The sequence below is a fragment of the Dyadobacter sp. 3J3 genome (assembly GCF_009801115.1).
In the GTDB taxonomy this organism is placed as follows: domain Bacteria; phylum Bacteroidota; class Bacteroidia; order Cytophagales; family Spirosomataceae; genus Dyadobacter.
On record NZ_VTOL01000004.1, the window covers coordinates 360,892 to 384,713 of the forward strand.

At 39.6% G+C, this 23,822-nt stretch carries 17 protein-coding genes; 8 read left to right on the forward strand and 9 right to left on the reverse strand.

Annotation, left to right across the window (positions count from 1 at the left end):
• Positions 1 to 64 precede the first annotated feature (64 nt).
• Entirely contained in the window at positions 65 to 1,297 is a 1,233-nt protein-coding gene (locus tag FZF08_RS11145) for an acyltransferase family protein (RefSeq protein ID WP_229216496.1), read from the forward strand.
• Here FZF08_RS11145 and FZF08_RS11150 read toward each other — a convergent pair.
• The 6 genes from FZF08_RS11150 to ettA all read right to left on the reverse strand — a co-directional run bounded on the left by FZF08_RS11150 (position 1,278) and on the right by ettA (position 10,919).
• Positions 1,278 to 2,855, reverse strand: a complete 1,578-nt coding sequence (locus FZF08_RS11150) for an OmpA family protein (RefSeq protein ID WP_159468714.1) — start codon at positions 2,853 to 2,855, stop codon at positions 1,278 to 1,280. The two genes, FZF08_RS11145 and FZF08_RS11150, sit on opposite strands and share 20 nt — an antisense overlap.
• Positions 2,856 to 2,952: 97 nt before the next feature.
• The gene (locus FZF08_RS11155; protein ID WP_159468715.1) at positions 2,953 to 3,501 is read right to left on the reverse strand and encodes a TIGR00730 family Rossman fold protein; all 549 of its coding nucleotides are present in this window, start codon (positions 3,499 to 3,501) and stop codon (positions 2,953 to 2,955) included.
• A 27-nt stretch (positions 3,502 to 3,528) separates the two neighbouring features.
• A complete protein-coding gene (gene murC / locus FZF08_RS11160; protein WP_159468716.1) occupies positions 3,529 to 4,911 on the reverse strand; it encodes a UDP-N-acetylmuramate--L-alanine ligase in 1,383 nt (460 codons plus the stop codon).
• A gap of 162 nt (positions 4,912 to 5,073) precedes the next feature.
• The gene (locus FZF08_RS11165; RefSeq protein WP_159468717.1) at positions 5,074 to 7,311 is read right to left on the reverse strand and encodes a T9SS type A sorting domain-containing protein; all 2,238 of its coding nucleotides are present in this window, start codon (positions 7,309 to 7,311) and stop codon (positions 5,074 to 5,076) included.
• A gap of 388 nt (positions 7,312 to 7,699) precedes the next feature.
• On the reverse strand, positions 7,700 to 8,881 hold the full coding sequence (locus FZF08_RS11170; protein WP_159468718.1) for a hypothetical protein: 1,182 nt from the start codon (positions 8,879 to 8,881) through the stop codon (positions 7,700 to 7,702).
• A 370-nt stretch (positions 8,882 to 9,251) separates the two neighbouring features.
• Positions 9,252 to 10,919 (reverse strand): energy-dependent translational throttle protein EttA, encoded by a 1,668-nt coding sequence (ettA, locus tag FZF08_RS11175; RefSeq protein WP_159468719.1) that lies wholly within the window; start codon positions 10,917 to 10,919, stop codon positions 9,252 to 9,254.
• 70 nt (positions 10,920 to 10,989) lie between these two features.
• Here ettA and FZF08_RS11180 point away from each other — a divergent pair, with 70 nt between their 5' ends.
• Positions 10,990 to 12,270: a DUF349 domain-containing protein gene (locus FZF08_RS11180; RefSeq protein WP_159468720.1), complete on the forward strand. Its 1,281-nt coding sequence runs from the start codon at positions 10,990 to 10,992 to the stop codon at positions 12,268 to 12,270.
• Here FZF08_RS11180 and FZF08_RS11185 read toward each other — a convergent pair.
• Positions 12,256 to 13,290 carry a LacI family DNA-binding transcriptional regulator gene (locus FZF08_RS11185; RefSeq protein WP_159468721.1) on the reverse strand — a complete coding sequence of 345 codons (1,035 nt, stop codon included), beginning with the start codon at positions 13,288 to 13,290 and terminating at the stop codon, positions 12,256 to 12,258. The two genes, FZF08_RS11180 and FZF08_RS11185, sit on opposite strands and share 15 nt — an antisense overlap.
• 283 nt (positions 13,291 to 13,573) lie before the next feature.
• On the opposite strand from FZF08_RS11185, the gene FZF08_RS11190 reads away from it, so the two are divergent.
• The 5 genes from FZF08_RS11190 to FZF08_RS11210 all read left to right on the forward strand — a co-directional run bounded on the left by FZF08_RS11190 (position 13,574) and on the right by FZF08_RS11210 (position 19,079).
• The gene (locus tag FZF08_RS11190; RefSeq protein ID WP_159468722.1) at positions 13,574 to 14,185 is read left to right on the forward strand and encodes an RNA polymerase sigma-70 factor; all 612 of its coding nucleotides are present in this window, start codon (positions 13,574 to 13,576) and stop codon (positions 14,183 to 14,185) included.
• A gap of 240 nt (positions 14,186 to 14,425) precedes the next feature.
• Complete coding sequence (gene uxuA, locus FZF08_RS11195) at positions 14,426 to 15,613, forward strand: mannonate dehydratase (RefSeq protein WP_159468723.1); 1,188 nt, start codon at positions 14,426 to 14,428, stop codon at positions 15,611 to 15,613.
• A gap of 90 nt (positions 15,614 to 15,703) precedes the next feature.
• Positions 15,704 to 17,131: a glucuronate isomerase gene (uxaC, locus tag FZF08_RS11200; RefSeq protein ID WP_159468724.1), complete on the forward strand. Its 1,428-nt coding sequence runs from the start codon at positions 15,704 to 15,706 to the stop codon at positions 17,129 to 17,131.
• Between the two features lie 160 nt (positions 17,132 to 17,291).
• Complete coding sequence (locus FZF08_RS11205; protein WP_159468725.1) at positions 17,292 to 18,287, forward strand: sugar kinase; 996 nt, start codon at positions 17,292 to 17,294, stop codon at positions 18,285 to 18,287.
• Between the two features lie 117 nt (positions 18,288 to 18,404).
• Positions 18,405 to 19,079, forward strand: a complete 675-nt coding sequence (locus FZF08_RS11210; protein WP_310590589.1) for a bifunctional 4-hydroxy-2-oxoglutarate aldolase/2-dehydro-3-deoxy-phosphogluconate aldolase — start codon at positions 18,405 to 18,407, stop codon at positions 19,077 to 19,079.
• 60 nt (positions 19,080 to 19,139) lie between these two features.
• Here FZF08_RS11210 and FZF08_RS11215 read toward each other — a convergent pair whose 3' ends face one another.
• The gene (locus FZF08_RS11215; protein ID WP_159468726.1) at positions 19,140 to 19,721 is read right to left on the reverse strand and encodes a Uma2 family endonuclease; all 582 of its coding nucleotides are present in this window, start codon (positions 19,719 to 19,721) and stop codon (positions 19,140 to 19,142) included.
• Between the two features lie 57 nt (positions 19,722 to 19,778).
• Complete coding sequence (locus FZF08_RS11220; protein WP_159468727.1) at positions 19,779 to 22,220, reverse strand: helix-turn-helix domain-containing protein; 2,442 nt, start codon at positions 22,218 to 22,220, stop codon at positions 19,779 to 19,781.
• 109 nt (positions 22,221 to 22,329) lie between these two features.
• Here FZF08_RS11220 and FZF08_RS11225 point away from each other — a divergent pair, with 109 nt between their 5' ends.
• Positions 22,330 to 23,733 carry a S9 family peptidase gene (locus FZF08_RS11225; RefSeq protein WP_159468728.1) on the forward strand — a complete coding sequence of 468 codons (1,404 nt, stop codon included), beginning with the start codon at positions 22,330 to 22,332 and terminating at the stop codon, positions 23,731 to 23,733.
• Positions 23,734 to 23,822 lie beyond the last annotated feature (89 nt).

The following is a 23,822-nucleotide window of genomic DNA, read 5'->3' on the forward strand; positions in this document are numbered from 1 at the left end:
GATCTATCGGGAAGTACGTCTGGATTATAAGGACATGCTTTCCGGGGCAAACCAGGCTGTAATTTTGGCTATTCATAAAAAAATAGTCACCATAAAAAATATTGCTTCAAATACAATTCAAGCTCATTCTGCAAGACGTTACGACCTCGATTGGCTTAGAGTTATCGCTTTTGTTATCCTGATTTTTTTCCACGTCGGAATGTTTTTCAATTCATGGGGATGGCATATCAAGAACAATGAAATCAGTCATGTCATCGAGTTGCCAATGCGTTTTACAAGTATGTGGCGGATGGCGCTTTTGTTTATGATTTCAGGAGCGGGCGTTTATTTTGCTCTGGAAAACCGAAGTCCGAAATCATTTCTTTCAGAGCGATTTATCAGAATATTTATTCCCTTACTTTTCGGAATGTTTGTGATCGTTCCGCCACAAATATTTTTTGAAAGGTTAACACAGGGTGAAGCATATTCTTACGGAGCTTTTTATAAAACAGTTTTTCAATTTCATGCCTATCCTCACGGAAATTTCAGCTGGCACCATTTGTGGTATCTGGTGGATATTTTCTTTTATTCTTTACTGAGTTTACCTCTGTTTTTATTTATAAAGAAACGCCCTCAAATGACTGCGAACTGGGCGAGGTTTTTCAGTAATCCGTTTGTATTAATTTTTGTACCTGTTATCTGGCATTTTATCGGAGAGGAATTTTTGAGTGATAAGTTTCCAAACACAAATAATCTTATTCACGACTGGAACAATCATTTCCATTCGCTTACTTTATTTATCTGCGGATTTATTTTATGTACCCAGACAGCATTTTGGGAAACAATTGTGAAATATAGAAAGCTAACCCTGAGTATCTGGATTGTAATAACAATTATTCTGTATTCAGCTTACTGGTTAAGCGACAGAGAAGTTGCAGCCTGGGAGCCGGTATTTTATTCAATAATCAAAACGACAAACGCCTGGTGCATACTTTTATCTTTCCTTGGATATGCTTACGTGTATCTCCAATTTACTAACAGATTTCTCAAATATGCCAATGAAGCGGTTTATCCATTTTATATTTTGCATCAAACCGTCATCGTTTGTCTGGCTTATCCGATAATCCATTCAGCCTTGCCAATCGGGGTCAAATTTGGTTATCTTTCAATTGCTACCTTTCTGATATGTCTGGTGCTCTACCATTTTATGATCAGGCGATTTAATATTTTACGGTTTCTTTTTGGATTGAAACCGATTAAAACAAAGGCCGAAAAAGTTACCCAAGAACTAGAAATTCCTATTTCTTTAAAATCTTGAATTCCACGCGCCGGTTTGTCTGCTGGCCTTCCGGCGTGTCGTTTTTAGCAACCGGCATGGTTTCTCCATATCCTTTACTTGCCACGCGATCAGGCTCAATACCTTTGCTGATCAAATGTTCACGAACGGCATCTGCGCGGTCCTGTGAAAGTTTAAGGTTGGCCTCATTGCCGCCAATATTATCCGTGTGTCCACCGATTTCAATAAACAATTTTTTATTCTCGTTCATCGTGATCGCGATTCGATCAAGTTCGGGGAAGGATTCTTTGTTCAGCGTTGCTTTACCAAACGCAAAGAAAATATTGTTCAAACGAACAATCTGTCCTTCTTCAATCGGAATCAGTTTTAATGATTTGTTTGTGATTTCTCTGTAATTTTTTCCTTTTCCGGCTGTTGTAGAATCAGTTAGATCAACACTTTCTCCTTCTGCAATAAAATTCGGAGCTACGGCTCGCATGCTGTATTTTTGTCCGTAGGGAAGTACAATTTTATATTCTCCTGTCAATGGATTCGTAGTCGCGGTTCCTGCTTCTTCGCCATCCGGCAGGGTTTCGTAAATAATGGTTGCTTCGATCGGTTTGCCGGTTTTCGAGTCAATTACTTTACCGCTGATCATTACCACCGGATCCGATGTTGGTATGTTAGGCTGTATTTGCGCAGTATCGCCTGGAACGGGTTTTGGCTGTAAATTATAGCGGACCACATCACCTTTTCCTTCGGTGTCTTTGAAAGAAATCATGTAGGCATAATCACCCGCAGCGGAAATGGTGTAATAAGCGTCATAGCCGTCTGTATTGATAGCGGTTCCAAGATTTACCGGCCGGCTCCATCTTTTCCAGGATTTATCAATCCGTTTGCTATAATAAATATCATTACTTCCCTGGCTGCCTTTCCTGTCGCTTGAAAAATAAAGTGTTACGCCATCAGGAGCCAGAAAAGGTGTTGTTTCAGTAAAACCTTCGTTATTGATTTCCGGCCCAAGGTTCATTGGCTTAGTCCAGGTACCGTTTTTTTGTTTAAAACTCACATACAGATCATCTACTTTGCTGTTCTTTTTTTCACTAAAAGACATCACCAGTGATTTTCCGTCCGTTGATAAATAGCCGCAGTCAAACTGTCCTTTGCTTATTTTTGAATAATTTGGGATATCAATTTTATTAGGGACGGACCAGCCTTTGGCAGTTTTCTTGCTTAATGAAAATCCACGGGTTTCGTAAACACCGGCTTTGTAAGCGCCTTTAATTAAGAGCGTATTTCCATCAGGCGTAATGCTGTAAAGGCTATTATATTCTTCTTTATTTAAAGGAGATGGTAACCTGCGTGCGGGTGTCCACTTTTCATTTTTAAGTTCTGAAAACCAGATATCCTGGCTGCCTTTGGTCCCGTTTGTATTTTGGGGATGACTGATTCTTGAAAAATAAATCGTCTTACCGTCGGGTGAAATAATCGGAGCTATTTCGTTAAATTCAGTATTAACGGTTTTGCCAAGATTTTCAAGCTGAGCCCAAACAGGAGAGGTAATCAACACAGAAAATATAAAAAGCAGAGGGACACGCATTTTTTGTAAGAGGATATGGTGTGTTTTTGATTAAAACAAAACGAAATTCAGTTACCGTTTTGGAATACAACGATTTATCGGACGGCTTATTTTCTTTTCAATTTTTATGAAAAGCTTCCATTTTTTCAAGAAGTTCCAGAGTATTATCGGCTACCAGAAGCAACTCCCGGTTTTCAATATGCAAAAATCCTTCTTCCACCGTTTTGTCCAAATGAGCGAGAAGGTGATCATAAAAGCCGTTTATATTTAAAAGGCCTATCGGGCCTTTAAATATCTTCAACTGCGACCAGGTAAGTATTTCAAACAATTCATCCAATGTGCCAAACCCGCCAGGCAGCGCAATGACACCATCTGACATCGACACCATTTTCGCTTTGCGTTCATGCATGGTTTCAACAAAATGAAGTTCAGTCAAAGTTTTATTTGCAACTTCCAACTGTGCCAGAAAATTAGGAATAATCCCCGTTGCCGATCCCTCATTTTCCATAGCGCCATCAGATACCCGGCCCATCAGCCCCATATTCCCGCCGCCATAAATCAGTTTGATATTCTTCTTTGCCAGTTCTTTGCCAAGTTCATAAGCCATTTCACTGTAAATGGACTTTGTGCCAAAGTTGGATCCGCAATAGACTACGATGGATTGCATTGTATCTTAATTAAAACGGCTAAATTTTTATTTGATAATTTTTTCTACCAGACTTTTGGTATCCAGTTCTCCAAAAGTTCCGGAGCTCATCAGCAGCAAATTGGTATCCTTCCATTCCTGTTCTTCCAGAAAATCGGATAATTTTTTACTGTCCGTAAATACTTTAAGATCTTCACGTTTGAAAGCTTCCCTAATATCCGTTTCAGTTATCGGTTCGAGTCTTTTATGTTCTACCGTCAGGGGATTGTAAAAAACGATCGCAACATCCGCTGCATTCATTTTTCTACGATATTGTTTCAAAAATGTTTTGTTCAGGCTGCTGAAAGTGTGCAGCTCGGCACAGGCAATTAATTTACGATCAGGAAACTGAGCTTTTACAGCCGCTGTGGTCGCTTCAACTTTGGATGGAGCATGGGCGAAATCCCTGTAAATATTGATATTGTCATTACCTCCAAGCAATTCCATACGTTTGGAAGCACCTTTAAAATACTGGATAGCTTTGTAAAAAGCTTCGTCAGTAATGCCAAGTCTTTCACAAATAGCTTTGGCTCCACTGATATTCTTCATATTGTGTTCACCAAAAACTAAAAGAGGTACATCCCCCTGATCGGGTGTTATCAGAAAAGTATTACCGTTTTCAATTTTATATGGATGCGCTTCATAAGGTATACTAACAACGTCAGCACGTTCTTTCTGTCCGATTACATCCAGCATGTCGTCCGTTTGATCGAACACAATAACACCGGCTTTCGGAATAGAATCTGCAAGTAATTCAAATTGTTTTACATAGGATTCCCAGGTTGGAAATACATTGTAATGATCCCAGGCGATACCGCTAATAAGTGCCATATGCGGCTGGTAATGCATAAACTTGGGGGTTCTGTCGAGAGGTGATGTGAAATATTCATCGCCTTCGATAACAATAACGGGAGCATCATCCGAAAGTTTTACCATATTTTCAAAACCTTCTATCTGAGCACCTACCAGGTAATTGAAAATGCGTTTATTGAAGTTGAGAACATGCAGGATCATGGACGTAATGGTTGTTTTTCCATGACTTCCGGCTATAACTACACGTTGTTTATCAGCACTTTGTTCAAAAATATATTCTGGATAGGAATAAACTTTGATACCCAGCTCCTGTGCTTTTTTTAATTCGGGATTATCTTCTCTGGCGTGCATTCCCAAAATTACGGATTCAAGATCAGCGGTAATTTTTTCAGGAAACCAACCCATTTCCACAGGCAAAAGATTATGTTTTGTCAGGCGGCTTACCGAAGGTTCGTAAATTTCGTCATCGGATCCGGTAACGATAAACCCTTTTTGATGTAATGCAATGGCAAGATTATGCATAACGCTCCCGCCTATGGAGATAAAATGTATTTTTTTGGATGAAGTATTCTGACTCATTATTTATTATCGTAATGGCTGATTCAAAGCGAAGTTACTAAGAATTGATCTTTGGGCAAATGACAGACGAAAATGCGCCTGGTAAAAATAGTTAAACCTGAATAAAAAAAAGCGGCTATCTCTTTTCGACAGCCGCTTTCCTGATAAAAAAATTTGAAGTTATTAGCCTCTTTTTACAAATTTCTGTGTTTCCTGTGAACCACTTGTATGAACGAGCCTCAGGACGTAAGCACCGGGCGTAAGTCCGCTCACATTAATTTCGGGTCCTGCTTTATTATCTGATTCGTAAATAACACTTCCGGAAAGATTCAAAATCTGAACTTTGTCAATTTTACTCCAGTCATCTGCGGTAATTGTTAATTTATTGATAGCAGGATTTGGATAAGCCACTGCCAGATTGCCCATTTCAAATATCACACTTTGAATTCGGCTGTAAGCATAAGATCCGTCGTTATCGATCATTTTTAACCGATAAAGATTTTCACCGTTTACAGGTTGTGCATCTGTAAAAGAGTATTTTGAAAGTGTTTGATTTGTTTCTCCATTTGCTTTAACGCTACCCAGGACATCCCAGTTTTTGCCTTCAGTGCTATGCTCCACTTCAAAACGGTCACTGTTAACTTCCATTGTTGTACCCCAATTTAATAGGGCTGTTTTTTCGGATTTTGTAGCTGTAAAGCTGGTTAAAGTTACAGGCAAAGGATCTCCAACAGCAAGTGAGGTTGTAGCCACTTTGGCACTACAGCCATCTCGGTTCGTTTTTACTGTATAAATATAATTGCCATTGCCGGAAGGAGCTTTAATTTCAATAGCTGATCCGCTTAAATTCGTAGCGCCTTCGCCGTTCCAGGTATATTTTACATCCCCACACTCTCCACCGGCACAATTTACAGACAACGTGGTTGTTTTTCCGGCCGAAGGTTTGTCATCAGAAGTAAGGGCCTGGATCGTAAAGGTACAAGGCAATAAATCATTGCTGTCCCAAAGATTATCCCAATAACCATCATCGGACATTTTAAATGATTTTGGAAGATTGTCTGTGGCTGCCCAGTTGGCTCCTCCGGTATCGTTCCATTGCTGAAATAAATACCTATCACTAAATACATTAGGGAAGATATTGACAGGAACCGAGGCAGCACGTGCAGGTGCTTTATAATTGCGTCCAACGTATTGAGATTTAATTAACGCCAGCGCTGGAGCTAACTGATTCATTGCCTGATCGGTAAAATGCATGGCTATATGGATATAGTCGGCACCATGTTTGTAACCTCTTGGCATCCATTCGTAAGGTAAATTCCAATTAATACCATTTCCGCCTCCTCCTGATTGTTCGCCCAAATCTTCCGGATCAAATTCAATAGCTGCTATTTTATCCGGATTTGTTCCTTTGAGTACATCCAGTGCTAATATTTTTTTCTGAAGATCCCATTGCGTTGTTCCGTCTGATGTATATATGCCATCAGCCAGTTCCAGCGCGAGCGGGAGGGTGCTGTTATGAAGATGTGACAAATTTCCTTGTGGTGTTCCAAAATCGGAAACAAAATATAGAACTTTTATGGACTGGCTACGGTTTTTTACGGTTTTATAAAAGCCCTGGAATTTTTTCAAAAGTCCCCATCCGGCAAAGCGATGTAAATCTCTTCCCATGTCTGAGTTATAATTTCCGTCGGTAGGTTGATTAGCTGTGCTGATAGCTACTTTTTGAGTTCCCCAAGTTGCCATGGTTTGATTTGGAAAGCGAAGCGGCAAAAATTTAGTTCTCCATGATTCCAATGCTTTTTGTTCAAAGAAACCAGGATCCGGACCTGAGCTGCCACTATTAAAAGGAATAGCAAATTCTTCGGCCGGGCTGTTCCCCATTTCGACATATAAAAGTTTCGGATAATAATCTTTAATCTGCGCTAACACATCATCAACAAAAGCATTAAATCTGGATTGTGCATATTCAGAAAAAATGGAAGGACAGGCATACGCGATTTCTGACCTTACAAGCGCTCCGTATTTTGTCTGTGCAATATCGGCACTTCCAAAATATGAATCGTTCCAATAGCCCGGGCGTTGGTAAGGAAAGTGAAGCGCAAACTTCATTCCTGGCTTTAATTCAGTGATCGCTTTTATAGCTGCCGCCATTTTGGCACGTTGATAATTTCCAGGCGTCGGTTCATATTGATTCCATTCAATATGCAGACGAACAGCAGAAACGCCGGCATCCTGACCATTATAGGTAAGGTTGGCAAATCTTTTGATATAGGCCCACTGGTCACTGTTAATACCATTTGCCTGATCATTACTAAATCCGAAGCCAGTAGTATTTAGAATGATTTCGGGTTGCGCCGAAAGCCTTAGACTGCAAATGATGAAAATGGAAAAAATGATAAAACCTGTCTTGAAGTTCCTCATCTGTTGAGTTAAGTAAAGAAGAGGTAATAGGTAATTGTTTCCGTACATATAATCGACCGTCTTTGTAAGTGGATTTAATCTTTCCGCGTTTAAACATACTACATAATCGTAGAATTTATACTATCAATGTAGTTGTGTACTATACGTTTGAATATTGGATTTCGATCGATCGGTTACTAAATTAGCGTAAAAACCTAATATTTAGGTGAAATATGTAAATAAAGTACAATGAAATATTTATTATGTTTTATTTATACTTTTTTCATAAATATTGAAAAAAGTATAAAATATTTATTGAACGGTTAAGATTTGATCTAAAAATGGAGTATGACGTTCAGTTTATTTTAATATTCCAGATATAAAATACTTTCTAAACTTTCAAAAAAAACTAAAAATTATACAACACATTTTTAATGACAATTTTGATTTCGTTGAAGGAAAAAATTGTCCAGGGTATGCTTCTTGCAAAAAATATCAAGAACTGAGTAGGAATTAAAAGACAAATAATGGCAGATAATGCAAAGAGGGCGTGGTTGGAAGCTGGTTTGTTTTTTGAGAGGATAACCGTACAAATAATAAAGATTGGAAAGCCATACGACAAACTTCTGGTGATGTCAAATACGCTGTAGGCAACCAATATATGTATGCACACTATACTAACAAGAATTATGGCCATAAAAAAATTTCTTTGGGTAAATAGTACTAGCAAAGAGGCGAAGAAAATAAGCCACAAGCCTTCAAATGACATGAATATACCAATATATCTATTGTTGATTTGATACGGAATTAAATCAAATCCAGCATCTGCACCAGCGCCAAGAGGAGTTTTAAGGTTGAAAACGTAAGTAAATGAAATTCGGATTACTGCATATACCATGGCTGACGCCAACAGAACCGAGGAGTTATTTTTAAAATCAATCTTCAAAATCTCGTATAAATGATAGATTTTGAAGTTGTTCTCCTGCAATACATGAAAAATATATACTGAATACAAAGCAATTACCGCACGTTCATCAGTCCAGCATGCGAGTTGCGATGAAACGAATATGCCAGCCTTGTTTCGTAGGTATATACTCAACATCAAAAAAAAGTATGCATAACCGTCAAACCAAAACTCATAATCCCAGAAGAATGCCGTTGTAGTGTAAACTGCCGAAAAGGAAATTACGAAAAAAATGGTAGTCCGGTTGTCTACAAATCTTTGGATGGTTTTAATTAATAAAAAAAAGAAAGGCAGCAGTAGCATTGATTGTAATATGTACACCAGAATGACACCTTTCCCATTCCCAATTGAATAAGTTCCAGATAACCTGGCTATAAGAGGGGGAGTTAATCTAAATGCAATTTTTGCTCCATGGGTTTTTTCTTCACCTAAAATCGAAGGTGATAAAGGATGTTCAATTTTTTCAAAGAAATAGGCGTATGTTGTTAAGGGAGATCCGTCGTTTAATATTTCAATATATTTTGGAAAAGTAGTGGCAAAAACAAAAAGAAATAAAAAAATGGACAATTTTGATTGGCCTGAACGGGTACTTATTAACGTATCTAGTAAAAAAAAACTCTTTTTCATGTTAAGATGACAGCGATTATATGAAATTAATTGCTGGCGCACTCCGACTTGGATATGACAGCTTTATTAAAAACGGGATAAGTATGCTGTATTGGGTAAAAGAGATATTCACGTTGTTAGAATCATTGAGTTACTTGGTAAAATTGGCTGTTTTTATTTTCACTAAACAAGTATTTAGTAAAAAATAGGTAAATTATTTCTATGAAAATAGTTGAGGTTTGGATGCCCCCAGTGAAATAATTTGATTCTAAATTGCTGATTCAGAGTGGTATCTTTGATTTTGTTATTTAGAAGTGCTAATATGTAATCTGTAACCTCCGAAAAGTAGATTGAGATTTGCCCGTTCGGAGGTTATCAGAATTAAATAATTTTACACCAGCTTCTTATATTTAATCCTTGTTGGTGTAGCTTCAGAGCCTAATCTCTTTTTCCTGTTTTCTTCATATTCCGAGAAGTTTCCTTCAAACCAGTAAACCTGAGAATCTCCTTCAAAAGCAAGAATATGTGTGGCTACTCTGTCAAGGAACCACCGGTCGTGGGAAATGATCACGGCACAACCTGCAAAGTTTTCCAGACCTTCTTCCAACGCACGAAGTGTGTTGATATCCAGGTCATTGGTAGGTTCATCCAGAAGAAGAAGATTTCCGCCTTCCTTTAAAGTCATGGCCAAATGGACACGATTTCGTTCTCCACCCGACAGCGTTCCGACTTTTTTCTCCTGATCACCACCTCCGAAGTTGAAACGGCTCACATACGCTCGCGCGTTGGATTGCTTGCCTGCCATCATAATCCAGTCGTTTCCGTCTGCGATACTTTGATAAACCGTTTTATTGGCATCCAGATTGTCGTGTTCCTGATCCACATAAGCCAGTTGAACGGTATCTCCGACGTCAAAATGGCCGTGCAAAGGTTTAAGCTCGCCCGTAATCAATTTGAACAATGTCGTTTTTCCTGCACCATTTGGCCCGATAATTCCGACAATACCATTTGGGGGCAAAGCGAAATTTAGGTTTTCATAAAGCAAACGATCGCCAAAGCCCATGGAAACATCATGAGCCTCAATTACTTTACTACCCAATCTTGGGCCAGCGGGGATGAAGATTTCCAATTTATCCTCTTTTTCTCTTCCTTCTTCACCCAGTAATCTTTCGTAAGCGCCCAAACGAGCTTTGGATTTTGCCTGGCGACCCTTGGTGCCCATACGTACCCATTCCAGTTCACGTGCAAGGGTTTTTTGACGTTTGGATTCAGTCTTTTCTTCTTTTTTCAGACGCTCCTGTTTTTGTTCAAGCCAGGATGTATAATTTCCTTTCCATGGAATTCCTTCGCCGCGGTCAAGTTCTAGAATCCAGCCTGCCACGTTATCCAGGAAGTACCTGTCGTGGGTTACTGCGATTACTGTTCCTTTATATTGTCTTAAATGTTCTTCAAGCCAAAGTACTGATTCCGCATCCAAATGGTTGGTTGGCTCATCCAGTAATAATACATCAGGCTGACGAAGTAAAAGGCGGCACATAGCCACCCGGCGTTTTTCTCCACCAGAAAGCGTGGAAACCAAAGCATCCGAAGGAGGGCAGCGTAAAGCATCCATCGCGACTTCCAGACGGTTGTCAAGATTCCAGGCATCGGTTGCGTCCAGTTTTTCCTGAACCGTACCTTGTCTTTCTAATAATTTGTCAAAATCAGCATCTTCTTCACCGAACGCTTCGTTGATCTGGTCGTATTCTTTCAAAAGATCTACAATTTCCTGTACACCTTCTTCCACAACTTCGCGAACGGTTTTGGTCGGATCAAGCTTTGGTTCTTGTTCCAGCATGCCAACAGAATAGCCAGGAGAAAACACAACGTCCCCCTGAATGTCTTTATCTATACCTGCTATGACGCGTAAAAGTGTAGATTTACCAGAGCCATTTAACCCTAGTACACCAATTTTAGCTCCATAAAAAAAGGATAAATAAATATTTTTTATGATATGTCGGTTGGGGGGAATGATTTTGTTAACTCCCGACATTGAGAAAATAATGGTTTCGTTACTCATTTTTTAGTTAATTTGTGCCTAGCAAATATCGTTATTATCCCTACACTTAGCAGATAAAAAACTTGAAAGAATGGAAAATGCCACATTGAATGATGAATACGGCTATGTTAAAGACAGCAAAGTATTTTTAAAAGGGTATTTAGAGTACCCAGACCGGCAAATTGGAGAAGTAAAAAGGACGGAACAAGAAGCAATCGATTATTTCAAAAACCGTTTTTCTATCGTATTAAATAAGGTAGAACAACTGGAATCTGAAATTGATGAAGCGCTCAACAAAGGTTCTTACTTGACAAAACTTATACAGTTGCAACGTAAACTGATAAGTTTTGACGCATTGGGAGATTTTGTCCCGCTGTTGGAAAGACTTCAGGAAAAGGAAGAGTATTTGCGGGGTTTAATTGAAATTAATCAATTAAAAAACCTTGAAATTAAACGCGCACTGATTGAAGATGTAAAAGTGGCGGCTGCTATCGAAGATTATGCCGTAGCAACGGATCAGATTCAGGAGATCAAAGCAAAGTGGATTCGTACAGGTCCGGTTGAAAAAGAGTTTCAGGATGAGGTGGAGGTTACTTTCCAGGAAATTCTTGATAGTTTCTTTCAGAGACGCCGTGATTATTTTGATGAACAAAATAAAATTAATCAGGAGCGTATTGATGAATACGAGCGTTTGATTAAAATCACGAAAACACTTAGTTATTCCCGCGACCTTGACGATGCTTATAATAAGGCACGCGAAGTCCGGGTGGCATGGAACAATGTAGGAGAGGTTCCTCCAAAAAGATTCTTTAAGGTTAACAAGGCGTATCGCCACTTCCTTAAATTATTTTATGACAAATATAATCTTGCCAAAGGTATCGAACCTAAGGTACGCGTTGACCCAAGAATTGTTGAACAACAGGCATTACTTGCAAGGGCTGAAACTTTGCTGAGACAAAAAGATATTGTTGAGGCATCGCAGGAAGCAAAAGTATTGCTGAGCAAATGGAAAGAAATTAAAATTCCTTTCAAACTTGCCGACAAAGAACTGGCTGAACGTTTCCGCTCTGTTTGTGACAAGATTTTTGAACTAAGTTACCTGGCTCGTGTGATCAGCCGTAAATATCCTGCTTTTGAAATGAAAAGCGAGGAAGAACAGCTTCGCACTAAATTGAGAGAACTGGAATGGCTTGCCAAACGCGAAAAAAGCGATCTTGAATTCGCAGTGATCGAGTTTGACAGAACAGCTACCGGTGACCCTGAACAAGACAAACAAGCGCAGGGACGTATCAATATCCAGAAACGTAAAGTAGCAATGAAAGAAAGAATTTTGTCTGAATTCGAAAGAAAGTTGAAATCAATCACCAACTAATTCTTTCATAGACGATTTTCTGATAATAAGATTAGACGTAAGCACCCTGGTTTCGAAAGCGACCGGGGTGCTTTTGCTTTCGATAAGATCCAGTAATAACGTAGCCGCAAGTTGTCCCATTTCAAAAGAAGGCTGCGCCACAGAACTAAGCGGGGGGTCTAACAAAGATGAAATGGCAAGATCAGAAAAGCCGACAATGGCCACATCATCCGGCATTCGGTAACCCAATTGGCGCAAAGCCCAGTGAACGCCAAAAGCAATCCGGTCGCTTGCTGCAAAAATTGCATCCGGGCGATTTCTTAAAGCCATTAATTGATAGGCTCGTTCCGTTCCTCCTGCCTGGTTGTATTCACTGCTAACCACCCATTCATCATGTAATTCCAATCCATTATGAACCAGGGCATCCTGATAACCCTTTAATCTGTTACGGCTGATGGACAGGTTCGCGGGGCCTGCTATATGTGCAATTTTTTTACAACCGCGACTGATTAAATGTTCCGTAGCTTCATAAGCGCCTTTATAATCATCCACCCGAACTTTGTGACTTGGCATCGTTTCGCTTACCCTGTCAAAAAAAACAACAGGAATTCCTTGCTCCTGCAAGGCTACAAAATGATCATGATTTTCTGTTTGACTGGATATGGAAACAATAAGCCCGTCTACGCGCCTTGTTGCAATATGTTTGGTATCAGCAAGTTCACGTTCGTAAGATTCGTGGCTTTGGTAAATCATGGTATGATAACCACGGCTGTAAGCAATATCTTCGACACCGCCGATTGCCGTAGAGAAAAACGCATTGGCAATATCCGGAACAATGATACCCAGCGTTTGTGTCCGGTTTCTTAATAAACTTAATGCAATAGGATTGGGAGAATAATTAAGTGATTCCGCCAATGCTATAACTCTCTTTTTTGTCTCTTCACTAATTTCCGGACTATCACGCAGCGCTCTCGAAACTGTTGATTTTGAAACATTTAACTGTCTTGCAATTTCCTTAATGGTAATCGACGCTTTTCTCATAAAGAAGGGAATATCAGAATAATGCAATTATAATATTTAATCTTTGAAATGCACCAGAGTTAAAATTGGAGCCAAAATCAAATTATTTTTCTCCGTTCCGGGAAAAATGATTTTCCGGGAACGGTTTCGGGAACGGTTGCGTAAATATATTGATTTTTTTCAAGATTTATTTTTGTATATCAACGAACCAATCACTAAACTAGACGAACAATAGCAGCAGTTGCACTGAATGGTGCGTATAATAATCTGAGAATTTTTCTATATTAACCTATACCAAATGTTGATGGAAACGCAATCGTTTACTAATGTATTACCAGCCGTTTATTCTCAGAAAAGCCTTCTGGAAAATTTGTTTGGTAAAGTAGTCGCCAATGGAGATTATTTAGCTTTTCGTGAATTGTTTACACATCACTATCGCTCCCTTTGTAATTATGCGATGCGGGTTGTGGTAACAAGAGAAATTGCAGAAGAAGTGGTTTCGGATGTTTTCGTAAAACTTTGGAAAAACCGGGAACAAATTGAAGTACATACTTCTTTTCAGGCCTACATATATAGAGCGGTACGGAATCAGGCACTGGATTATTTGAAATTAAAAATTCACCGCCAATACGAGCGCGAATCAATTGATAATGTGCAGTGGAATTTGACGCACGCAGATCATTATACACCAATAGAAGAAATGGCCTTTAACGAATTCTATGAACGCGTTGAAGGATGCATCCAGGATTTGCCACGCCAGTGTCAGGTCATTTTCAGGCTTAGCCGTGAAGAAGGCTTACGCTATCGTGATATTGCAGAGCGGTTGAAAATATCGGTTAAAACAGTGGAAACACAAATGAGCCGGGCATTGAAAGTGTTGCGTGAAAGAGTGCCGGAACATAAATTAGTAGCCTGATAGCTGTTAGGGTATTGGCTTTTGGCTTTGGATCACGGCTAATTTGAAGTGTTAGTCCGATATGGTAAATATTATATCGAAACATATTATTTGAATTAAGATACCAAATATCAATTTGCTGCAAGCTAAATGCCAAGAGCTATCAGCTAAAAGCTAAAAACATTTTGGTACAAAAGTAATAAAACCTCAAATTACCGTAGGCTAAAAGCTTATCGCTAAAAGCCAATAGCTAATAAAATTATGTCATTAGAACAAACTTGGCGCTGGTTTGGCCCAAATGATCCTGTTTCGTTGCAGGATATCCGTCAGGCGGGAGCCACGGGAATTGTATCCGCTTTGCATCATATACCCAACGGAGTTGTATGGGAAGTTGATGAAATCCTGAACCGTAAAGAAATTATTGAAGCTGCGGGCTTAACGTGGTCTGTTGTGGAAAGTGTCCCGGTTCATGAAGCCATCAAAACGCGGACAGGAGATTTTGAAAAATATATTCAGAATTATCAGCAGTCGCTAACCAATTTAGGGAAATGTGGAATTGACACCGTTTGCTACAATTTTATGCCGATTCTGGATTGGACAAGGACAGATCTTGATGCGCCTATGCATGATGGTTCGACTGGTTTGAGATTTGACGCGACACAATTTGCTGCTTTTGATCTTTACATATTAAGGAGAGAAAATGCGGAAGATCAGTATAGTGAAGCGCAGAGGACGGCTGCATTAAACTGGCTCGAAAAAGCGTCAGGCGATGATGTTAATAAACTGACAAGGAATATTATTGCCGGTCTGCCAGGCTCCGAAGAAAGTTTTACAATCGAAGAATTCAGGAAGGTTTTAGATACGTACAAAAATGTTGGCGATCTGGAATTGCGGACACATTTGTACCAATTTATTCAGGCTATCGCACCGGTTGCGGAAGCGGCGGGAATAAATCTTGCAATCCATCCTGATGATCCGCCTTATCCAATTCTAGGTCTACCGCGTGTAGTAAGTACTGAAAATGACGCAACATTATTGCTTGCCGCATACGACAGCAGAGCCAATGGACTTTGTTTCTGTACGGGTTCTTACGGTGTGCGGGTTGATAATGATCTTTCAGGAATGGTAAACCGTTTGGGAGATAAAATTAATTTTATCCATTTGCGCGCTACGAGCCGCGAAGCGGATGGAAGTTTTTATGAAGCCGATCATTTGAATGGTGATGTGGATATGTATGCGGTGATGCATGCTTTGATTTTGGAACAAAAAAGAAGAATTTCTGAAAACAGAAAAGATTTAAGAATGCCATTCCGACCCGATCACGGACACAGAATGCTGGATGATTTAACGGCCACAAAACGAATGAATCCGGGTTATACCGCTATCGGAAGGTTACGCGGACTGGCAGAATTACGTGGTTTGGAAATGGGAATTGAACGGGGACTTTAATTTTTTTCGGGTAAGAGTCAGAAATTATCGTCATAGAAGTGCAATTATAGATTGCGTTTAACCGACGAACGATATATTATTTAATCAGCAATGATAGCCACAAATACGACCGCACAGAAAACATTTATTGACGAAGATTTTCTCTTACGTTCCGAAACTGCACGCATATTATATCACGATTATGCGAAAGAAATGCCGATCATTGATTACCACTGCCACCTTCCTCCGGATCAGATTGCAGAGGATAGACAGTTTGAAAATCTGACACAGATCTGGCTTTATGGTGATCATTACAAATGGCGTGCGATGCGTGCCAATGGTATTAATGAAAAGTATTGCACCGGAGATGCCGGCGATTGGGAAAAGTTTGAACAATGGGCCGCAACAGTTCCATATACCATGCGTAATCCGCTATATCACTGGACACATCTGGAATTGCTGCGTTATTTTAATATTGATATTCTGCTTAATAAAGATACCGCAAGAGAAATTTATGAGGAATGTTCTGCAAAATTAAAGCAGAAAGATTTCAGCGTTCGCAGTCTTTTGCGTCGGATGAATGTGAAGGTGATTTGTACAACAGATGATCCGACGGATTCTCTGGAACATCATCAGATTATTGCAGACAGCGATTTAGATATAAAAGTATTGCCAACTTTCCGTCCGGACAAAGCGATGTTACTCATCGATTCTCCGGCTGAATTTCAACAATATTTGAATAAATTATTTGAAGTTGCCGGTGTATCAAATGGCAGTACGTATGAAGATTTACTGGCTGCTCTGAAAAATCGTCACGACTTTTTTGCGGAAATGGGCGGACGTTTGTCTGATCATGGTCTGGAACATATTTACGCTTCTTTTGATGAAACGTCGGCACGTACAGCGTTGTCGGAAACTCTATCTGGAAAAACCAGTTCCGCCGAGTTACGTACGGCTTTTAAATCGGTTCTGTTATATGATCTTGCCAAAATGGATCATAGCAAAGATTGGGCGCAACAGTTTCATTTGGGTGCATTAAGAAATAACAATTCCCGGATGTTAAGTACGCTTGGGCCGGATACGGGCTGGGATTCAATTGGAGATTACAGTCAGGCGCAGGCATTATCCAGGTTTTTGAATAAACTGGATTCAACGGATCAATTGGCAAAAACGGTACTATATAACCTGAATCCGGGCGACAATGAAGTTCTCGCAACCATGACAGGAAATTTCAATGACGGAACGGTACCCGGAAAAATGCAATTCGGTTCCGGCTGGTGGTTTTTAGATCAAAAAGACGGTATGGAAAAGCAGATGAATGCACTTTCCAACATAGGGCTTTTGAGCCGTTTTGTAGGTATGCTGACCGATTCCAGAAGTTTCTTGTCTTACCCGCGTCACGAATATTTCCGCCGGATACTTTGTAATCTGATCGGTAATGACGTAGAAAATGGCGAATTGCCAAAAGATCTTCCGTGGCTGGGAAAACTGGTTCAGGATATTTCTTATAACAATGCCAAAAATTACTTTGGTTTTTGAAGGTAGGTAATTGTTTTCAAAACCTTCTTGCAGAAAGCCGGTCTGATTTTGGAAATCGGCCGGCTTTTGGTATAACTTAGCGGTCAGTTATTTATATGCTATTCCGGTATTGAAATAAATGCTGACCTAACCATTTCTGATAAAATTGAAAAAGTAGTTTATGTCTAAAATAGTAACCTTCGGGGAAGTTTTAATGCGCCTGTCAACTCCCGGCTTTTCCCGTTTCGAACAAGCAAGACAATTGGACGTTACCTATGCAGGCGGTGAAGCGAATGTAGCTTCTGCACTCGCTTACTGGGGTCACCATACGGCACACGTAACCCGTTTTCCTGATTCTCCGATCGGGCGTTCGGCTGCACAATTTCTTCATTTTCACGGTGTTGATATTTCCAATATTATCTATGGCGGTCCGAGAATGGCCGTTTATTTCCTGGAAACAGGCGCAGCTTTAAGAGCAAGTCAGATTGTTTACGACCGTGCAAATTCTTCTTTGGCAACGATTGACCCAAGTGAACTGAATTGGGACGAAATATTAAAGGATGCGGACTGGTTCCATTGGGCGGGTATTACACCTGCACTTTCCCAGGGAGCTGCGGATGCTTGTCTGGCTGGAATTGAGGCTGCAAGGAGAAAAGGAATTACTGTTTCAGGAGATATTTTTTATCGTGCCAATTTGTGGAAATATGGTAAAAAACCATCCGAGGTTCTTCCTGCTTTAACTGCGGGAACAAATATCGTCATTGCTAACCGCGAGAATATCAGTGAAATATTTGGTATTGAAGGGGAAGATTTTATCGAATCCTGTGTTAATTTAAAAGCAGCTTTTCCACAAGTGAGCCGCGTTATTGATACAAAAAGAACTTCCATCAGCGCAACGCATAATTTACTGCGAGCCTATTTATGGAACGGAGAATCGGTTTTGGAAACAGCTGATATAGATATCAATCCAATTGTGGATAGAGTAGGAGGAGGAGATGCATTTATTGCAGGGTTAATCCATGGATTAATTTCTTTCAATGACGAACAAAAGGCACTGGAATTTGGCGTGGCCGCTTCTGCTTTAAAACATACGATTGAGGGGGATGCGTTAATTTCTACCGTTTCAGAAGTTGAAGCAATTCGTCAGGGAGAAACCTCCGGCAGAATCAGAAGATAAGTTATTAGAAAGGTGCAGGGCACCTCAATACTTGTAGAAAACGAAGATCTGGCTATATCCGGACAAAGGTGCGGAGCACCGAAATAAACCGGATAATAAAAATCTGAAAATAAAATTATGGCAACAATAGATAAAGACACCACCATCATTTTGATGAACGAAACGGGCTTACTGCCACTTTTTTACCACGCAGATATCACGGTAGCAAAAGCAGTTTTAACAGCCAGTTACAAAGGAGGAGCCCGCGCATTTGAATTTACAAACCGCGGAGAAAATGCTTATGAAGTTTTTGTAGACCTAATCGCATATGCGCTAGAAAATCTTCCGGGATTGGCTTTGGGAATTGGTACCGTTTACGATGCTGAAACAGCTCAGAAATACATTGACGCCGGTGCAGATTTCGTAGTAGCGCCTTTTACAAATCCGGAAGTAGGTGCAATATGCAGACAAGCAAATATTCCCTGGATTCCGGGAATTGCGACACTAACAGAAATTTTCCATGCCTTGAAAGGCGGTGCCGAAGTAGTAAAATTATTTCCTGGTGAAGTTTACGGTTCTGCTTTTGTAAAAGCAGTAAAAGGGCCGATGCCACATGTGAAAATCGTGGTGACGGGCGGCGTTGCTCCAACAAAAGAAAGTATAGAAGAATGGTTTGGTGCTGGTGCTTATGGCGTTGGAATGGGTTCAAATCTTTTCCCGAAACATGTAATCAGCGAAGGGAATTATTCCTTGATTGAAGAGAAAGTGGCTGAAAGTATTCAGTTGATTAAGGAGTTTAGGGCGAAGGGTTGATTGAAATAGATTACGATCTTAAAAGTGCGATGAGTTTATGTCATTGCACTTTTTTGTTTGTCAATATTCCAAAATATCACTCAGCCGAACAGAAAAATCAACCAAAACATCTTCACCACTAATCAGTTCATCAAACGAACATGTTGTTGATTCTTCTCCGGGTTTGTAGACATAAGTCAATTGCTCTTCTGTTGAAACAAGCCAGGCAAGCCTAACTCCATTTTCAATCCATTTTTGCATTTTAAATTGAAGATCTTTCAAACTATCCGTTTCAGATTTTAATTCGATAATAAAATCCGGGGCCAGGTGTGGAAAAGATTTTTTCTCGGACATAGATAATGCATTCCAGCGATCCAGTCTGATCCAGGCAACGTCAGGAACTCGCATCGAGGAATCTGATAAAAAGAAACCGCCGTTGGATTCCAGTACCTTTCCTGCTTTTCTTCGCCGGTTCCAAATGATAAGTTCCCCAATTAACTCACTATTGTTAGAGCTGCTTAGCGCAAAAGTTGGTGTCATATTTATGAATAGTTGACCTTGTTCATCTCGTTCTACAAACAGATCCGGATTGGCGGTGCTAAATGCAACCAATTCGTCATCTGTAAAAGATCCAAGGGCCGGAATATTCAATGGGATGATCATAACCGTCTTTTTTTATTTTATCAAATATAATAAATACGCCTTACTATCACTAAATCTTTAAACTCCCAAAAACTCCAGATGCTTCAAAGCCGCCCGTAATTCTGTATAAGTCACATCATCACTTAGTGCAGCTTTTGCCTCATTTAACGTAACCTGCTTATGTTCCATGAAATAATCGATCACCTTATTGATTTTTTCTTTTGGGAAAATATCGAAAATATCAAGCTCGCCGGTACCGATATAATGTGCCAGATGGGTTTCAATCGTTGTGATACCAAAACCTCTTTCTTCTGCAATTTCTTCAACGGTTTTTCCTGAATTGAAAAGATCAAAACTTAGTTTTTTTGTATCCGTTTTCTCTTTGGTAAGCGAAAGCTGCGTGGTATTTTTTTCAATCTGATTGTTTTCACAATACGTCACGATCATAGTTACCAGCTCTTTTCCGAATTGCTTGACTTTTGTTTTCCCAATTCCTTTTACGGCTTCCAGTTCAGCAAGCGTCGTTGGTAATTTTGATACCAGTTCTTCAAGCGCCTTCTGTGGCAAAATGATATAAACCGGAACATCTTTTTCTGTCGCCAGATTATTCCGCCAGTCTCGAATTGTTTTATACAACTCCGCATTTGGAATATTTTTAAGTGCCGCAGCGGTTTTGGTAATAGGCGTTACGGTTTTGATACTAACCTTGAAATCGATATCAGCATTTGATTTAGCCCTTAAATAAGTCGCAGTGTTGAAAATTTCCTTACAAGCCAGCATAACAGATCGCTTGGTAAAAACGGCCCGCTGAAAGTTTTCCAATGCCAGTTCCACGACTTTTTTTACAGCGATGTTGTCAACATCAATTTCAAGCGCCCGACTTTCCGGATAAATGGATTGTTCGATTTTGTCATAGAAATAAACACAGCCCTTTTGAACACGGGTATTCAGATTTTCATTTTCCTCCGGCAAACCAACTTCGATAAAAAACTGGTTTAGCTGATTTCTAAATTTATCTGAAACAATAAAAATATCCTGATCTACCGTAGCCTGGATCAATTTCAACGTAATACTGACCGATTTATTAATGACATTTTCATGTTCGGCAACCACACGGGTAAGTCTTGAAAAAGTATATTTCATTTCATTGAAATCAAACAATTCAAGCAGCAAAGATCGCTGAAAATTCATTTTCGAATTCGTAAGCTGATCCCCATCCGGTTCGTTTGCGCTTGCATCACGGGTATAAGCAGCAACGGTTCCATCGGTTTTTACGCTGTTTTGGGAAATCGGTGTGCGTAATACCATACCTTCAAAACTTTTGCAACGGCTCAATGCTACGTATACCTGGCCGTGTGCGAAGGAATTATTAGCATCAATAATCGCTTTTTCAAAAGTTAATCCCTGACTTTTGTGAATGGTAATCGCCCAGGCAAGTTTTAACGGATATTGGATGAAACTGCCAATTACTTGTTCGTCAATTTCCTTTGTCGTTGGGTTTAAAGCGTATTTGATATTTTTCCATTCGGCGGGATGGACATCAATTTCTGTGTAGTCACCTTTACATTTTACAAAAATCGTATCGTCATCAAATCGGGTTACGGTACCTATTTTTCCATTATAATAAAGCTTGTCGCGCGAAGAATCATTTTTGACAAACATAACCTGTGAGCCAATTTTCAAAGCCAGACTTTGTTCTGTCGGATAAGCAAATTGTGGAAAATCATTGTGTATTTGTGCTTCAAAATGTTTGGATTTACCTTTCAGTTCTTCCAGTTTTTCGCTGTTTATTTCCTGCGCGGTATTATTATGGGTAGTTAAAGTAATGTAACCTTCGTCTTCTGCCGGTTTGAAATTTGGAATATAACGTTCATTCAAAGCGGCCAGACTAACCTTATCCAGCTGATTTTCACGAATTTTATTCAACAAATCAATAAAAAAAGTATCCGATTGGCGGTAAATATGTTTGAGCTCAATCCGGACAGGATCCGTTTGTCTGAGTGCATTGCTGCTGAAAAAGAAAACGGTATCATAATACGGTTTCAGCATATTCCATTCTTCATCCTTAATGACCGGCGAAAGCTGGTGCAAATCACCGATCATGAGCAGTTGCGTCCCGCCAAAAGGCTTATTCCGGTCTTTGTATTTTCTCAAAACTTCATCAATGCCATCCAGCATATCGGCCCGCACCATACTGATTTCATCAATCACGAGCAGATCCAGACTTTTGATCAGGTTTATTTTTTCTTTGTTAAAACGGCTATAACGCTGTTCATTTGGATTACTTTCAGGAATATACGGACCAAAAGGTAATTGGAAAAAAGAATGTATCGTAACTCCTCCGGCATTAATTGCGGCCACGCCCGTAGGTGCAACAATCGCCATTCTTTTGTGAAGTGTCTTTTTAAGGTTATGCAAAAAGGTAGTTTTCCCTGTTCCTGCTTTCCCGGTTAAAAAGATGTTTTTATTGGTATTGTGAACGAATTGAGCTGCTAATTCAAGTTGTGTGTTTTGCTCCATGATTTTTGATTCCGGTTATCACATTCTTGTTTACTTTCTCTTTTCTTTATACGTAATTGCTTACGCTGTTAAAGAGCAAGTTTTTTTACCTCTTCGCAAATATATCACAATGAAAAACACATTACTATTTACATTCCTAATTCTCATATTTCTTAATTGTTCAGCCCAGGATATTTCCGGTCAATGGTCAGGAATTCTCAAAGTTCCGGGCGGACAGTTAGGATTGGTGCTTCATATAACAATGGCAAACGGAGGTTATTCGGCCACTTTGGATAGTCCAAATCAAGGAGCAAACGGCATTCCTGTTAATTCCGTTGAATTCAATAATTCCGTTTTGAAGCTAACCATGACAAGCCTTAATGCGGAATATACAGGAACGTTAGGTGCTGATAATACTTTTAAAGGAATATTTAAACAAAATGGCCAATCTTATCCTTTGGATCTTAAACGGGGAGATTTAGAAACTCCGAAACTTTCCAGACCACAGGAACCCGTCAAACCTTATCCGTATTATTCGGAAGACGTTAAGTTTGAAAATCCAAAAGATAAAATAACATTGGCCGGAACACTTACCTTACCGGCAAAAGAAGGAAATTTTCCTGTTGTTGTACTGATTTCAGGAAGCGGGCCTCAGGATCGGAATGAAGAATTATTAGGACATAAACCTTTTCTCGTTTTATCAGATTATTTGACAAAAAACGGAATAGCAGTTTTAAGATATGATGATAGAGGAACCGCTCAATCCACCGGTATATTTAGCATTGCGACGACCAAAGATTTTGCCACGGATGTACAGTCCGCAGTTGAATATCTGAAAACAAGGAAAGAAATTAACCAAAAGAAAATTGGCCTGATCGGCCATAGTGAGGGCGGAATTATTGCTCCTATGATAGCGGCTGGCTCGAAAGATATAGCTTTTATCGTTTTATTGGCCGGGCCAGGTATTCCCGGAGATGAGCTTTTGATAAAGCAATCACATTTAATTTTCAGAACAACGGGTGTTTCCGAGAGCATTTTGGATGAAATTGATATCTTAAACAAAAAAGGATACGGAATACTGAAAGAAAAATCTGACTTTGCTGAAATCAAAAAGGAGCTTTTACCAATCATGGATGATGCTATTAAACTGCTTCCTGTTCCGCAGCAGCCACCTGCTGATAAGCGAAATGAATATTTACAACAGACAGTAAACCAGTTGGCAACGCCTTGGTTTCAATTTTTAGTTCGGTATAATCCAGCTGAAACTCTGGAAAAAGTAAAGTGTCCTGTGTTGGCATTGAATGGAGCAAATGATTTGCAGGTGCCTCCGAAAGAAGATTTGGAAGGAATAAGAATTGCTTTGCAAAAAGGCGGGAATAAAAGCTTCAAGATTAAAGAATTACCGAAACTGAACCATCTTTTTCAAGAAAGCGAGACTGGGGCACCAAGTGAGTATGGAATAATAGAGCAGACTTTTTCGCCAACCGCTTTGACTGAAATTTCTGAATGGATCAAGATTATCGTTTTAAAATAATTAAATCATGATAATTCCTGCAACAATAATTTCGGTGGTCTTCGCTTCTCTGGGATTTCTCGTAACGAAAAATAATGCCAGATATATTC